The sequence below is a fragment of the Paenibacillus phocaeensis genome (assembly GCF_900021165.1).
Taxonomy (GTDB): domain Bacteria; phylum Bacillota; class Bacilli; order Paenibacillales; family Paenibacillaceae; genus Fontibacillus; species Fontibacillus phocaensis.
On record NZ_FCOQ01000018.1, the window covers coordinates 590794 to 603612 of the forward strand.

General features: G+C 54.9%; 16 protein-coding genes. 7 read left to right on the forward strand and 9 right to left on the reverse strand.

Annotated elements, in window-relative coordinates:
- Positions 1-25: 25 nt before the first annotated feature.
- Together manA and BN3795_RS12725 are read right to left on the reverse strand one after the other, a co-directional pair.
- On the reverse strand, positions 26-973 hold the full coding sequence (manA, locus tag BN3795_RS12720; protein ID WP_068785015.1) for a mannose-6-phosphate isomerase, class I: 948 nt from the start codon (positions 971-973) through the stop codon (positions 26-28).
- A gap of 26 nt (positions 974-999) precedes the next feature.
- Positions 1000-1914, reverse strand: coding sequence for an ROK family protein (locus BN3795_RS12725; RefSeq protein ID WP_068785016.1), 915 nt, complete (start codon positions 1912-1914; stop codon positions 1000-1002).
- A gap of 117 nt (positions 1915-2031) precedes the next feature.
- Here BN3795_RS12725 and BN3795_RS12730 point away from each other — a divergent pair, with 117 nt between their 5' ends.
- Positions 2032-3057, forward strand: coding sequence for a LacI family DNA-binding transcriptional regulator (locus BN3795_RS12730; RefSeq protein ID WP_068785017.1), 1026 nt, complete (start codon positions 2032-2034; stop codon positions 3055-3057).
- 119 nt (positions 3058-3176) lie between these two features.
- Here the strand turns inward: BN3795_RS12730 and BN3795_RS12735 are convergent, their stop codons facing one another.
- On the reverse strand, positions 3177-3794 hold the full coding sequence (locus BN3795_RS12735; RefSeq protein ID WP_068785018.1) for a superoxide dismutase: 618 nt from the start codon (positions 3792-3794) through the stop codon (positions 3177-3179).
- Between the two features lie 194 nt (positions 3795-3988).
- Here BN3795_RS12735 and BN3795_RS12740 point away from each other — a divergent pair, with 194 nt between their 5' ends.
- Positions 3989-4240, forward strand: coding sequence for a DUF1450 domain-containing protein (locus tag BN3795_RS12740; protein ID WP_198524703.1), 252 nt, complete (start codon positions 3989-3991; stop codon positions 4238-4240).
- A gap of 52 nt (positions 4241-4292) precedes the next feature.
- Here BN3795_RS12740 and BN3795_RS12745 read toward each other — a convergent pair whose 3' ends face one another.
- Both BN3795_RS12745 and trhO read right to left on the reverse strand, forming a co-directional pair.
- On the reverse strand, positions 4293-4934 hold the full coding sequence (locus BN3795_RS12745; RefSeq protein WP_068785019.1) for a helix-turn-helix transcriptional regulator: 642 nt from the start codon (positions 4932-4934) through the stop codon (positions 4293-4295).
- 39 nt (positions 4935-4973) lie between these two features.
- Positions 4974-5867, reverse strand: coding sequence for an oxygen-dependent tRNA uridine(34) hydroxylase TrhO (gene trhO / locus BN3795_RS12750; protein ID WP_068785020.1), 894 nt, complete (start codon positions 5865-5867; stop codon positions 4974-4976).
- Positions 5868-6070: 203 nt separating this feature from the next.
- Between trhO and BN3795_RS12755 the strand changes: the two genes are divergently transcribed.
- A complete protein-coding gene (locus BN3795_RS12755; protein WP_068785021.1) occupies positions 6071-6256 on the forward strand; it encodes a phosphatase PAP2 family protein in 186 nt (61 codons plus the stop codon).
- A 47-nt stretch (positions 6257-6303) separates the two neighbouring features.
- Here the strand turns inward: BN3795_RS12755 and BN3795_RS12760 are convergent, their stop codons facing one another.
- The 4 genes from BN3795_RS12760 to BN3795_RS12775 all read right to left on the reverse strand — a co-directional run bounded on the left by BN3795_RS12760 (position 6304) and on the right by BN3795_RS12775 (position 8672).
- Positions 6304-6843, reverse strand: coding sequence for a DoxX family protein (locus tag BN3795_RS12760; protein ID WP_068785022.1), 540 nt, complete (start codon positions 6841-6843; stop codon positions 6304-6306).
- A 188-nt stretch (positions 6844-7031) separates the two neighbouring features.
- Complete coding sequence (locus BN3795_RS12765; protein WP_068785023.1) at positions 7032-7229, reverse strand: hypothetical protein; 198 nt, start codon at positions 7227-7229, stop codon at positions 7032-7034.
- Positions 7230-7255: 26 nt separating this feature from the next.
- The gene (locus tag BN3795_RS12770; protein WP_068785024.1) at positions 7256-8020 is read right to left on the reverse strand and encodes a polysaccharide deacetylase family protein; all 765 of its coding nucleotides are present in this window, start codon (positions 8018-8020) and stop codon (positions 7256-7258) included.
- A gap of 106 nt (positions 8021-8126) precedes the next feature.
- Positions 8127-8672 carry a GbsR/MarR family transcriptional regulator gene (locus BN3795_RS12775; protein ID WP_068785025.1) on the reverse strand — a complete coding sequence of 182 codons (546 nt, stop codon included), beginning with the start codon at positions 8670-8672 and terminating at the stop codon, positions 8127-8129.
- A gap of 199 nt (positions 8673-8871) precedes the next feature.
- On the opposite strand from BN3795_RS12775, the gene BN3795_RS12780 reads away from it, so the two are divergent.
- Genes BN3795_RS12780 through BN3795_RS12795 form a run of 4 tightly spaced genes read left to right on the forward strand, consistent with a single transcriptional unit; the run spans position 8872 to position 12808 of the window.
- Positions 8872-9756 carry a carbohydrate ABC transporter permease gene (locus BN3795_RS12780; RefSeq protein ID WP_068785026.1) on the forward strand — a complete coding sequence of 295 codons (885 nt, stop codon included), beginning with the start codon at positions 8872-8874 and terminating at the stop codon, positions 9754-9756.
- A 17-nt stretch (positions 9757-9773) separates the two neighbouring features.
- Complete coding sequence (locus tag BN3795_RS12785) at positions 9774-10616, forward strand: carbohydrate ABC transporter permease (protein WP_068785027.1); 843 nt, start codon at positions 9774-9776, stop codon at positions 10614-10616.
- Positions 10617-10653: 37 nt separating this feature from the next.
- Positions 10654-12018: an ABC transporter substrate-binding protein gene (locus BN3795_RS12790; RefSeq protein WP_068785028.1), complete on the forward strand. Its 1365-nt coding sequence runs from the start codon at positions 10654-10656 to the stop codon at positions 12016-12018.
- The gene (locus BN3795_RS12795; RefSeq protein WP_068785029.1) at positions 11993-12808 is read left to right on the forward strand and encodes an HAD family hydrolase; all 816 of its coding nucleotides are present in this window, start codon (positions 11993-11995) and stop codon (positions 12806-12808) included. The genes BN3795_RS12790 and BN3795_RS12795 overlap by 26 nt, the downstream gene beginning before the upstream one ends.
- Positions 12809-12819: the final 11 nt, after the last annotated feature.

The following is a 12819-nucleotide window of genomic DNA, read 5'->3' on the forward strand; positions in this document are numbered from 1 at the left end:
CGTCCGTTTGTTTGCTTGCCGGAGATTATTCGTGGGACATGATCATTTCAAGCTCTCCGCTTAGGCGGTAAGGGCCAAAGCCGGCAGGCAAAATGAAGTGCTCGCCTTTGGCCAGATCGTAAGTATGGCCGCCCGCCGTAAGCGTACCGCTGCCTGCAAGTACGCTAAAGATCGTATACTTCTCGTTTGCGGACACCTCGGCTTCGGCGCCGGCAACGTTCCATTTCTCCACCGTAAAGAAGGAATTCGAGACGAAGGAAGTGACCGTCAAGCCGCCTTTTTGCGTGGTTTCGTAGGTGACAGGCACATAAGCTTGCGGAACGGTAGTAACGTCAATCGCCTTCTCCAGGTGCAATTCGCGCGCGTTGCCGTCTTTGTCGCGGCGATCATAGTCATAAACGCGGTAGGTCGTATCCGAGCTTTGCTGCGTTTCGAGCACCACGATGCCTTTGCCAAGCGCGTGCAGGGTACCGCTGGGAACGTAGAAGAAATCGCCCGGCTTGACCGGCACTTTGGTCAGGAAGCGGTCCCAGTCGCCGTTGTCAATCATCGCAACGAGCTCATCCTTCGTCTTCGCCTCATGGCCATAAATGATGACGGCACCGGGTTCGGCATCCACGATGTACCAGCATTCGGTTTTGCCAAGCTCGCCGTTCTCATGTTGGCCCGCATATTCGTCGTCCGGGTGAACTTGCACGGACAAATCGTCGGAGGCGTCGAGGATCTTCGTCAGCAGCGGGAATACCTTGGACGTGGAATGAAACAATTCCGGATGCGAGGTCCACAGATCCCCCAGCTTCATGCCTTGGTGCGGTCCATTCTTGACCACGCTTTGTCCGTTCGGATGCGCGGATACGGCCCAACATTCGCCGGTACGATCATTCGGGATATGATAACCGAACAGGTCTCTCAGCTTGGTCCCGCCCCAGATACGCTCTTGAAAAATCGGCTGCAAAAAAATCGGTTCATTCATCGTTATCGGACTCCTTTGTCTATGAATCAGTATGGAATATGGACTAAAGCTGCGGCGCCGATCAAGCCGGCATCCTGATGAAGCGCGGCAGGAACGATTGGCGTCTGCCGGCCCGAAGGGTTTAGCGCATACTTGGACACGTAGTCTCGCACGGCGTTAAACATTGGGGCGCCAACCTGGGAGACGCCGCCGCCAAGGACGAGCTTCTCCGGATCAAACGTATTGATCAGGGTTACGCAGCCTACGCCAATGTTCTTGAACACCTTGGCCACAAGCTCCTGAATCGAAGTATGCCCGGCCGCCGCCAGATTGAAAGCTTCCTTCGAGGAGACTTCGCGGCCGAGCAGGGCCGAGGCTTGTCTGGCGACCGCCGTGCCGGAGGCCACGTATTCCCAGCAGCCTTGCTGGCCGCATACGCAGGTGCCGGCGGAAGGGTCAACGACGAAATGCCCGACATCGCCGGCATTGCCAGTAGCGCCGGTGATGAGCTTGCCGTGGGAATAGATCCCCGCCCCGATCCCAGTGCTGATCGTGACGAACACGAAATGATCGGCATCCTTGGCGGCCCCAAGCCATTTCTCGGCCAAGGCGGCAGCGGTGGCATCGTTCTCAAGGCGGATCGGCCGATCAAAATGGCGCGCCAGCGAGGCCACGACGGGGAAGTTCCACCAGCTCCGCAGGTTCGGCGGCTCTGCGATTTTACCTTCCTTCGTGTTCAGCGGCCCCGGAGCCCCGACCCCGATCCCTACGAGCTCGGATGCTGCAACGCCTTGATCAGCGAGGATGTCCTGGACTGCGGCAGCCATCCGGTCCACCATGACTTCCGGCGTTACCGTCTGGTCGGTGGGCAAGGATACCTTCGCCTGCACATCCCCTGCGGCGCTGACCAGGCCGATGGCGGTTTTCGTGCCGCCGATGTCGATACCTATTGCATAACTCAACGTTCATTCCTCCTGTGGAAGTGAAGATCGCTTCATCACTTGACAAACTTGACAAAACTATGATTTGTAAAGTAGGATGTAGGCTAAGTGTAGCATGTTTCGAAAGGAATGAAAAGAATGGGCCGCAAAAAGAAGATATCCATGCAGGATATTGCCGACCAGCTCCAGATCTCTAAAAATGCGGTATCGCTTGCGCTGATGAACAAGAAGGGCGTCAGCGAAGAGATGCGCCGGCTCGTGCATCAAACCGCCCGGGAAATGGGGTACGGTCCTTATGCGCCCCAAGACCGCAGCAAGGCGAACATTCTGGTGCTCGTTCCCGAGCGAATTATGAGTTATCAGGATAATGACCACTTTCAATTTTTTCACGATATGATCTGGGGATTGGAGCGTTGCGCACGCAAAAAAGGCCTTAACGCCGTCATCATCCCTCTTGACCGGGAGACGGAAGCCGCACGTTCGCTGCCCGGACCGTTTACCGATATTCCGTATCGGGGCGTAATCCTGTTCGGGATTATCGACCGGGCATATGCCGAGCGTGTCTGGGAATTGGATACGCCGCTTGTGCTGATGGATTCCTATTACCGGGACCTGCCTTGTCCGGCGGTGACTTCCGCCAATCTGGAGGGGGCTCATACCGCTGTTGCCCATTTGATTCAAGCCGGGCACCGGCAAATTGGGTTTATCGGGCCGACGAACCTGTCGACCAGTCATGAGGAGCGCTGGTTCGGGTATCAGAAAGCGATGAAGGAGCATGGGATGGCCATCCGGGGGGCGGACTGTCTGACCACCTCTCGGGGGTACGACTATACTGCGGCGGAGCTTGCGGCATTTATGGACGGGCTGGAGGAATGGCCAACGGCATTCTTCTGCAGCAATGACCGGATCGCTTATTTACTGGCCGGCCTGCTGAAGGAGCGAAACAAGCGGTTGCCGGAGGACGTATCCATCGCGGGGTTTGATGATTTGCCCTACGTCAACAGCGAGGGGTTAAACATGACGACGATGCGGGTGGAGAAGGAGCGCATGTGCGATGCGGCGATTCAACTGCTGCTGTCAGACCTCGGCCGAGCCCGGGAAGCGATTCACTGGCAGGTCCGGCCGACGCTAGTGGTGCGCGAGTCCGTCGCCTTGAGGTCGTGAGGAGACGGAAATGGGCATGAAGCCCGTGTTGGATGAAAAAAAGGGTGCCCCGAGGATCGGTTAGCCGGTCCGTCGGGACACCCTTCTTCGCGATGCAGGTGTGTTGCCTGCACCCCAGATTATTTGTTCAGTGCTGCCTCGTAACGTTTCTCCACTTCGGACCAGTTGATCACGTTGAAGAAAGCGGCGATGTAGTCTGGACGTTTGTTTTGATATTTCAGGTAGTAGGCATGCTCCCATACGTCCAGGCCAAGGATTGGCGTTTTGCCTTCCATGATTGGCGAATCTTGGTTAGGCAAGCTGTAGACGGACAATTTGCCGTTAGCGTCTACGGCCAGGAACGCCCAACCGCTGCCGAAACGGGTTGTGGCTGCTTTGGAGAAGTCTTCCTTGAATTTGTCAAAGCCGCCGAGTTCGCTGTTGATTGCTTCAGCCAGTTTGCCGGAAGGTTGACCGCCGCCGTTCGGGCCGATCGTTTCCCAGAACAGGGAGTGGTTGGCATGGCCGCCGCCGTTGTTGCGAACGGCGGTGCGGATGCTTTCCGGTACGCTGTCCAGATCGGCAATCAGCTCTTCCACCGATTTAGATTGCAGTTCAGGAGCGGATTCCAGAGCTGCGTTCAAGTTCGTAACGTACGTATTATGGTGACGATCATGGTGAATCATCATCGTTGTTTCATCGATATGAGGCTCAAGTGCGTTGTTCGGGTAAGGCAAAGCAGGTAATTGATGTGCCATTTCGAATCATTCCTTTCTTCTCCAATATGTAATAGTAATTCCGACAAAACTAATTATAAATCTGCATTCCGCCTTAGTCAACATAAATGTATGTTAAGTATGTTAAATGAGGTTCAGGCATTGACAAATAGGCGCACGATCCTCATAATGATGGTTCAAGCAGTTAGAGTCACAAGTTTGGGGTGAACGACGTCATGGGGTTGGGCATCGTAATCGTTGAGGTGTGCGACAGCAACCTGATGAGCGCGCTTGAGCTGGAGAAGCTGGAGGAGGAGTATCCCGAAATTGCCGTGATGCGTCAGGACTGTCTTAGTTTATGCGGCTTATGCAAGCTTAGACCGTACGCGCTGGTGAATGGCAAACGAATCGCCGCCAAAACGACGGAGGAGTGTATCCGGCTCGTCAAGCAAGCCATCGAAGACGAGTTAAGCGTCTATGATAGATAACAAAAAGGGCAGCCCTTGGGCTGCCTTTTTTGAATTCGGATTGTTCCTCGTATTACCGGTTCCGATTCCGCTGACGAATCACATACACGCACTTCTTCCCTTGCTGGGCCAGGCATTCCGTGCGTTCGACATCGGCGTCCAGCAGGGATTCGAATAAATTCAGTTCGCAGTCGCAGGCATGATTGTAGCGGTTGGCGATTTGCGAGATTGGACAGTTATGCTCCATGAGCACATATTCGCCGCCATCGTTCTGCTGGAGCTCGGTCATATATCCGTTGTCGTTCTGAATTTCCGAGAGCGTCCGCACTTTCTCGGTCAGCGATTTGCCCTGCATGTCGGCCATGTATTTGCGACTTAGCTTCTCCTTGCGGCGGTCGAACAGGAGGTCAACCATTTCTTCACCGCTTTCCTCCGCCAGTTCGTCCAGCAGATCCAGCGTTAGCGAATGATATTTCTTCGGAAACAGCCCCTCAGCCAGCTCGGTTAATCCATACACCGCCGTTGGCCGGCCAGGCGTTTGTCGGATCATCTTCGATTCGATCAACCCGTCGCGTTCCATCGTGCCCAGATGGCGGCGTACCGCCATTTCCGTTATCAGCAGCTCCGACGTGAGTTCCTTGGCACTTAGAGGTCCGGCGGTTTTCATCAGATGAAGAATCCGCTCGCGGGTAGACAGGTCTTTGTTTGCATTCATGCGCGACACTCCCTCTCGGGTGATAGTTCCGGCGGTCTGTTAGCCTTGCGGGACGGCGAGGGCCGCTTCCCGGCACGCATCTGAGCAGAAGCCGTGATGCTCGTCTTCGCAATCCTCGCAGCACACATACTGCAGGTTGCACACGGGACAGTTGATATAACGGTCATGCGTCGTGCCGCAGTGGTGACAGCTGGCGATCACGATGTCCTCGTCCGTGCGGTTGATCGGCACGGAGATTCGTTCGTCGAAGACGTAGCATTTCCCGTCGAACAGGCGCCCGTTCACCTGCGGGTCCTTGCCGTAGGTAACGATTCCGCCCTCCAACTGGGCGACATCGTTGAAGCCCTCGTTGATCAGGAAGCCGGTCAGCTTCTCGCAGCGGATGCCCCCGGTGCAGTAGGTCAAGATCTTCTTATCCTTGTGCTCGCTCAGGTTCTGACGAATCCATTCCGGAAACTCGCGGAAAGAATCGATGTCCGGCCGAATCGCACCGCGAAAATGGCCGATATCGTATTCATAATCGTTGCGCCCGTCCAGAACGATCACGTCATCCTGCTGCAGCTGCTCGTAAAATTCAACGGGGGAGAGGCGTTTGCCGCTGACGGCGTTCGGGTCAAGTTCCTCCTCGTAGCGGAAGGTGACCAGCTCTTGTTTATGGCGAACGAACATTTTCTTAAACGTATGGCCTTCCGCTTCGTCGATCTTAAATACAATATCGGCGAACAGCGGATTGGCTCTGAGGTCGTTCATATATTTCTCCGTTTGCTCCACCGTGCCGGACAACGTCCCGTTGATGCCTTCGGCGGCGATCAGAATCCGTCCCTTGACGCCCAGCTCCTTGCAATACTGCAGATGCTCGGCGGTCAAGGCGGCGGGATCCTCGATTCGGACAAATTTATAAAATAATAATACGCGGTAGGCGTGTTGTTCCATTATTTTAATCACCCATCTATTCTATGTTGAATTCTACTGCATTGTAGTCCAAGGCTCCCGACTTAGTCAATATATAAGTATAGTAAGTATATTAATGCGGGTCTAGCGGATATTCTTTCCTTACCGGGCGAAGGAAGGATTAAATTTGAAATAAAGGTTGTCGATTCAGGCGCATGCTGGAGAGGGGGATATCTTTTTGAAAAATGGCTATGTCCGGTCTTGCTTGGCTTCCTGTTTGCGGTGCTGGGCTGCTGCTGATCCTTTTGTTGATTGCCAGCCGCTTGTATTTGGGTGTGCATTATGCCAGTGATATTGTTGGCGGCTTTCTGGCAGGTGCCGTGGTCGCCGTGATTTGCTCTTGGGGCGCTGTACGCCAGAGCCGCAGATAAAGAAGAAGACCCTCCGTCCGGAGGGTCTTCTATCATTGACGCGTTCGTTATGCCGTGCGTTTCACGTCCAGCGGTTGTTTAGGCGCCGGGGTGTGCGTTCCGGCCTCGTTTTTCTTGTGGAACAGCTTGCGGAGGTAAGGAAGTACATAGTAGTCGAGGCCGATTTTACCGGCATTGGCGGCAGCGACGAGAACCAGGACTTCAAGAATCAGCATTTGTGCGTTCGTGCTTACCGTACCCGAGAAGAGGAAGGCGGCGTTCATCACGAAGCCCATCAGTGCGGCGAAGGTGGTGAAGGTACCGAGAATGAGACCCAGGCCGACCAGGAATTCGCCGTAAGGCACCAGGACGTTGAAGAGATCGACGTTCGGCAGGGCGACGTGTTGCAGGAAGGTGGCCCACCAGCCTTGCACGGCCGGGTGGTCGCCGGCGCTGTTCGCGATCGCGCCGTTCAGGAAGCCTGCGGCATCGAAGCCGCCGGTGATTTTATGATAGCCGGCTTCGATCCATTGATAGCCGAGGTACACGCGGATGACAGTCAAGATCCACATCGCAACTTTGTTGGTTCTCAGGAAATTGTTAAACATGATTCCCACTCCTTTGGTTTATCGTTCTTTTTTGTTTTTTTGGATGATCATCTTTGATGTCTTTATTATATGTGATATTTTTCACTTGATATGTGATTTAAATCACAATTATTAAAAATTAAGAAAATTAATTTTAAATTAAAAAGCAAGGCGGGTTCGCGACCTGCCTTGCTGCATGTGCGTTATGGTTATGTCTTAGCTGGTTTCTTGGTGGGATTCTCGCGGTGATCCTCGCCCGTAAAGGTCTCCGCCCATTCGTCCATCATCTCGCCGACGAAATCCTCGAGCGTTTCCGTAGCGGAGGTTGGGTGTTTAGGTACGGGAATCGGATCGACGCCGGAGCCTTTGCCGGGAGGCAGGTTGCCTTGCGCCTTGTCGATGTCCATTCGTGCCTGCTCCTTTCCCATAAAGTCTAATGGTTGACCTTAATATGATGATCCGGCGTCACCTTATGCGTCAGCAGCTCGGATACGGTTACGAACCGATAACCTCGGCTTTGGAGTTCAGGCAAGATCACCTTTAACGCCTCGATCGTCTGCGTGCTGTTATGGACATAATCATGCATCAGGATGATATCGCCGTTGCGGGCGTTATTTAGCACCTTGCGCACGATCCTTTGAACGCCGGGCGACGCCCAGTCCTTCGTATCCTGGTGCCAGGACCAGAGGACCATTTGCAGGTCGTTGTGTTTGGTTAACTCGACGATAGCTTCATTATAATAACCGCCCGGCGGGCGGAAGAGGACCGGTTTACGCCCGGTTGTCTCAAGTACGGCTTCCTGGGTCATGTCCAATTCTTCCTTCAAAGTCTTTAACGCCAACCGTTGAAAGGAAGGGTGGTGATAGGAGTGGTTGCCGATTTCGTGTCCCTGAGCTTGCTCCAATCTGACGATATCGGGAAACCGCTTGACCCGGTCGCCAACGACAAAGAAAGTTGCCTTCGCATGGTACTGCTCCAGAAGTTCAAGAATCTTCGGGGTTTGCTGGTCATCCGGCCCGTCATCGAATGTTAAAGCGATATATTTTTCCGGCATCGGCACTTCCCATACAATGTCCCCGCGTTCCTCATAGTAGCTTCTTTCCTTACCCTGAGCCGGGGAGGATGCCTCCGCTGCAGGGGGGAGAAGCGAAGCGGAAAGGGCGATCGCAAGCGCAACCCCCAGTTTAATTTTTAACATCGGTTCTGCGTGCCTCCATCAACTGAACTTAAAAAGCTTATCCGGCCGGGGGAAAAAGTCCTTCCGGACGGCGCTGTCCGTTTAGTTTGGCTGAATAGCGACACTTTTATCCTTGTTCGCGGGCATTGTCCTCTTTTTCAAAAAAATCTCCGCCCTTCAACCGGTCGACAAACTGCTGCAGCCACTCGTAATAACTTACGGCATGCTTTAGCTTATGCAGATCCTCCAGGCAGCGCATGCGCTCCTCCTCGGAGGTCTCCATCTCCAGAATCGTCTCGGAGAGGGACGGAATGACAGCATCGAGGGCACTGCGCATCACATCGATTTCCCGTTGCAGCTTCGTGGCAAAAAAGGACTGAAACGCTTTGAAAAAATCCGTTTCTGCGGCATAGAGGTCTTTGCGGGCGTCCTTCTCGTCCAATTTGGTCACCATTTTCGAATCGATTAGCGAGCGGACGGCATAACTCATATTGCTCTTGCTCATATTCATGCTTTGCTGCATTTCCTCCAGCGTCATGGGCCGATCCTCGAAAAACATGATGCCGTACAGCTGCCCATAGGAGTAATTGACGCCGTATAAGTCCATCGTCTGTGCAATCGCATCGATCACCTTGGCGCGCAGCTCTTCCCGAAAATTTTGCGGTTCCGGCATTTTCCCTGATGTTGGCTTCTTCACCGTAACACCTGCCCTCGAAAAATTTACACACAGTTAATCGCTGCTTCACGCAGCGATAACCCATTGAAATCCAATTGATCGTACAATAAATATTGAACAGAACAAATTAATCATTAAATTCAGCTCTATTATAGCAAACATTCAATAAATATTGAATGAAATAAAAGGAGGATTTATGAAGCGTTCGATTTGGGCGGAAGAGGGCCGGGCATTGCTGTTTACGCTCCCGGCGATGGTGCCGCTGACGATGTTTTGGTTCTATCCGCTTGGGTACATCATCTACCTTAGCTTCACGGAATGGGACTTCATGAGCCCGGACAAGCTGTTCGTCGGCCTGCAAAATTATCGTGACCTGTTTACGAACCCAACCTTTTACCAATCGCTCCGGGTCACCGCGTTATTTTGCGCCGGCAGCGTAATTCCGGTCGTTGTATTTGGCTTGGCGCTGGCGCTGCTGCTGAATCGGAATATGAAGGGCGGCGCCGTCTACCGGATGCTGATGTTCTCCCCGTGGGTGACCCCTACAGTGGCGGTCTCTATCGTGTGGTCCTGGATTTTCGAACCCGAGGTGGGTTTGGCGAACACGCTGCTGAAGGTTATGGGGCTGGAGGGCATTCGCTGGCTGGAGGATCCGAGTTGGGCGCTGGTTGGCATCCTGCTCGTTACCGTCTGGAAATCGGCCGGGTGGGGGATGATCTTCTATCTCGTGGCGCTGCGAAACGTCCCCGCAGAGCTCCTGCAAGCCGCCTCACTGGACGGTGCAACCCGTTGGCGCAGGTTCTGGAACGTGACGCTGCCGCTGATCTCGCCAACGACTTTTTTCCTGGTGGTGGTTCAGTTGATTCAATCCTTGCAGGCATACGACCAGATCAATGTATTGACTCAAGGAGGTCCGGCCGGATCGACGCGCACGTTGCTATACCTGTACTATCAGTCGGCCTTTGATGCGTTTCAAATCGGACAAGCCTCTTCTGTCGCTATCACGCTGATTCTCGGGTGTGTCGGACTCTCGTTGCTCTCGTTCTGGGTTGGCCGCCGCACGGTACATTATTCTTCGTAGAGGAAAGGAGACCCTCCATGCAAGGTTTCAAAAAATGGGGCGCCGCGATCCGCCACCTACTTCTGGCGGCGGTATCGCTGCTGATGGCGTTTCCGTTCTATTGGATGGCGACCAGCGCGCTGAAGAGCAAGGATGAGATCTGGCAATTCCCGCCCACGCTCTGGCCGCATAACCCCAGATGGGGACAGTTCGCCGAGGCCTGGGCTGCCGCTCCGTTTGAACGGTACATGTTCAACAGCATTTTCGTTGCCGCCGCTATCGTTGCCATTCAAATCGTCAATTCGGGGATGATGGCTTACGCCTTGACCCATATGAAGTTCCGTTTGAAAGGGGCGTTTACGGCCTTGGTATTGGTAGGCTACATGGTCCCGAGTACCGCCGTATATCTGCCGGGTTATATTGTCCTGGGCCGGCTTGGTTTGCTGGATTCCTATGCCGGGTTGATCTTGTCCAACTGCGTGAGCGTGTTTTCGATCTTCTTGATTCGGCAAGCTTTCCTGCAGATCTCGCATGAGTTGGTTGAAGCCGGACAGATCGACGGGGCGTCGCATTTCCGCATCCTTGGGACGATTCTGCTGCCGCTTGCGCGCTCTTCGTTTGCGGTACTCGGACTGATTACCTTTATCGAGCAGTACAACAATTATTTCTGGCCGATGCTGATCACCAAAAGTCAAGACCTGCAGCTCGTTTCGGCCGGTCTGCGCAGCTTCTTCGTGGAGGGAGGTGCTTACGGGCTGAAATGGCCGCTCATTATGGCCGCCAGCGCCTTCACGATCGCACCGCTGCTCGTGTTGTTCGTGCTGACCCAGAAAACGATCATGCAAAGCGTCAATTTGTCCGCAGGTGCTAGTAAAGGATAGGCAACTATTTTTGAAATCATGGAGTGGAGGTTAGGAAATGTCGAATTGGAAAAAATCTTGGTTCGGGTTGTTCATGACTTGTACGTTCCTTCTTATCAGTGCTTGCGGCGGTGGCTCCGGCGCAGCGGGGAATACGGCGGATCCCGCCCAGGCGGCGCCGTCCGGGAACGCGGCAAATTCCGAAAATACAGCCCAAACGGCAGAACCGGTCACGATTGAGTTTTGGTACGGCCTTGGCGGGAAGTTGGGCGAAAACATGCAGACCTTAATCGAGAAGTTCAACCGCTCGCAGCAGGAAGTGATCGTCAAGCCAGTCGTGCAGGCCGACTACAGTGAGACGGAACAAAAGCTGCAGGCAGCGATTGCCTCCGGAACCGTACCGGCTGCGGTCCTGTCGTCCAATGTGGACTGGGCGCGCAAGGGTTATTACGCTCCCCTGGACGAGCTGATCGCCGCTACGCCGGATTTCCGTTCGGAGGATGTGGTGCAGACGTTCCTGGAGCAGGGGAAGGTTGACGGCCAGCAGTTTTTCCTGCCGATGTACGGCACGACGCAAGTGATGTATTACCGGAAGGACGCCTTCGAGAAGAACGGCGTCAAAGCCGAAGAGTTGACGACCTGGGAAGCGCTCGCCGAGGCGGCGGCGAAGATGACCGTGAAGGAAGGCGGCAAAACGGTGTTCTACGGCTGGGAGCCGATGTGGGGCTCAGGCAATATGATCGATGCGGTGTATAGTAAGGGCGGCAAAATTTTGAGCGAGGACGGCAACACGGTGCTGATCGATTCCCCGGAATGGGTGGAAACGTGGGAGCTGTTCCGCAAATGGATCCATGAGGACAAAATCATGCGCATTCATTCCGGCGGTCAAGGCTGGGAGTATTGGTACAAAACGATCGACGATGTGATGAAAGGCCAAGCGGCGGGTTATATCGGGTCCAGCGGCGATCAAGGCGACCTCGATTTCAACATGGTTGCAGCGATGGAGCAACCGGGCTGGGAAGGTGTCGGCGAGGGCCGGCCGGTTGCCGAGGCGATTATGGCGGGGATTCCGTCTGCAGCAAGCCCCGAGCAGCAGCAGGCCGCGATGAAATGGTACAGCTTCTTTATGAGTCCGGAGAACACCGCGTTCTGGTCGATGAACACCGGTTATATTGCGGTACGTCAATCGGCGCTGGAAGACCCTGAGTTCGTGGCTTACAGCGAGCAGAACCCGCAGGCAACCGTGCTGTTGAAGCAGGCGACGCATGCCTCGAAGCCGTTCCAGGACCCGACGGGCGGCAAAATCAGCGATGCGCTGAAGATCGCCGCCGACAAGGTGCAGATCAGCAATACGCCGGCAGCCGAAGCGCTGAAGGAGGCAAAGGAGACGGCGCAGCGTGAACTCGACCGAATCCGGAAATAGTCGTTCTCCTGGGGTTCTATTAACCGCAGCAGGGAAGGAGTTTGAGATTGAGGCGGTTCTGTTCGATAAGGACGGCACGCTGATGGACTTTATCTACACGTGGGGAAGGTGGGGCGAGCGGCTGCTCGCCCGTTTTTCCTCCGAATTAGCAAAGCGTCGGCGGCCGTCGCTATCTTCCGATTTGTTGCAGCTCTGGGGAATTCAGTACAATGCTGAGGGGCAAATCTCCGGATATGATCGGAACAGCCCGTTGTCGATGGGCACGGTGGATGATCTGCTGACGCTGCTGGCGCTGGAAGGCTACAAAGCGGGCCTCTCCTGGGCGGCAGCCAGGGTGCTTGCCGCGCAGTGCCGCATGGCCGCAGACGAGGAGCTGGAACGCTCCCGCACCGCCCGGCTGCTGCCGGGAGTTCAGCCGTTCCTGGAGCAATGCCGTCAGGCGGGGCTCCGGCTCGGCATCGTTACCTCCGATGAGACTGAGGCAGCGGAGAAACATCTGGAATGGCTGGGCATTCGTTCGTATTTCTCCGTATGCGTCGGGGCGGATCGGGTGGGCCGGGGCAAACCATATCCGGAAATGGTGGAGCTGGCCTGCCGGGAACTCGGTGTGGAGATTGGCAAGGCAGCCATCATTGGCGATACGGACGGCGATATGCAGATGGCCCGCGCCGCCGGGGCGGCGGCAGCCCTCGCTTTGGCTGAGGGTCAGGCCGAGGTGAGGGAAGGTTTCCCGTCGGCGAATGCCGTGATCGCGGGATATTACGAGCTGCGGCTCGGGCAAGTTCGGTAATACCGGAAAGG

What these genes read in the sequence shown, in the direction of transcription:
- BN3795_RS12755 (WP_068785021.1), top strand. Translation starts at nt 6,071, where the DNA reads ATGGCTATGTCCGGTCTTGCTTGGCTTCCTGTTTGCGGTGCTGGGCTG.
- BN3795_RS12745 (WP_068785019.1), bottom strand. Translation starts at nt 4,934, where the DNA reads ATGAATGCAAACAAAGACCTGTCTACCCGCGAGCGGATTCTTCATCTG.
- manA (WP_068785015.1), bottom strand. Translation starts at nt 973, where the DNA reads ATGAATGAACCGATTTTTTTGCAGCCGATTTTTCAAGAGCGTATCTGG.
- BN3795_RS12790 (WP_068785028.1), top strand. Translation starts at nt 10,654, where the DNA reads ATGTCGAATTGGAAAAAATCTTGGTTCGGGTTGTTCATGACTTGTACG.
- BN3795_RS12780 (WP_068785026.1), top strand. Translation starts at nt 8,872, where the DNA reads ATGAAGCGTTCGATTTGGGCGGAAGAGGGCCGGGCATTGCTGTTTACG.
- BN3795_RS12740 (WP_198524703.1), top strand. Translation starts at nt 3,989, where the DNA reads ATGGGGTTGGGCATCGTAATCGTTGAGGTGTGCGACAGCAACCTGATG.
- BN3795_RS12730 (WP_068785017.1), top strand. Translation starts at nt 2,032, where the DNA reads ATGGGCCGCAAAAAGAAGATATCCATGCAGGATATTGCCGACCAGCTC.
- BN3795_RS12785 (WP_068785027.1), top strand. Translation starts at nt 9,774, where the DNA reads ATGCAAGGTTTCAAAAAATGGGGCGCCGCGATCCGCCACCTACTTCTG.
- BN3795_RS12765 (WP_068785023.1), bottom strand. Translation starts at nt 7,229, where the DNA reads ATGGACATCGACAAGGCGCAAGGCAACCTGCCTCCCGGCAAAGGCTCC.
- trhO (WP_068785020.1), bottom strand. Translation starts at nt 5,867, where the DNA reads ATGGAACAACACGCCTACCGCGTATTATTATTTTATAAATTTGTCCGA.
- BN3795_RS12760 (WP_068785022.1), bottom strand. Translation starts at nt 6,843, where the DNA reads ATGTTTAACAATTTCCTGAGAACCAACAAAGTTGCGATGTGGATCTTG.
- BN3795_RS12775 (WP_068785025.1), bottom strand. Translation starts at nt 8,672, where the DNA reads ATGCCGGAACCGCAAAATTTTCGGGAAGAGCTGCGCGCCAAGGTGATC.
- BN3795_RS12735 (WP_068785018.1), bottom strand. Translation starts at nt 3,794, where the DNA reads ATGGCACATCAATTACCTGCTTTGCCTTACCCGAACAACGCACTTGAG.
- BN3795_RS12770 (WP_068785024.1), bottom strand. Translation starts at nt 8,020, where the DNA reads ATGTTAAAAATTAAACTGGGGGTTGCGCTTGCGATCGCCCTTTCCGCT.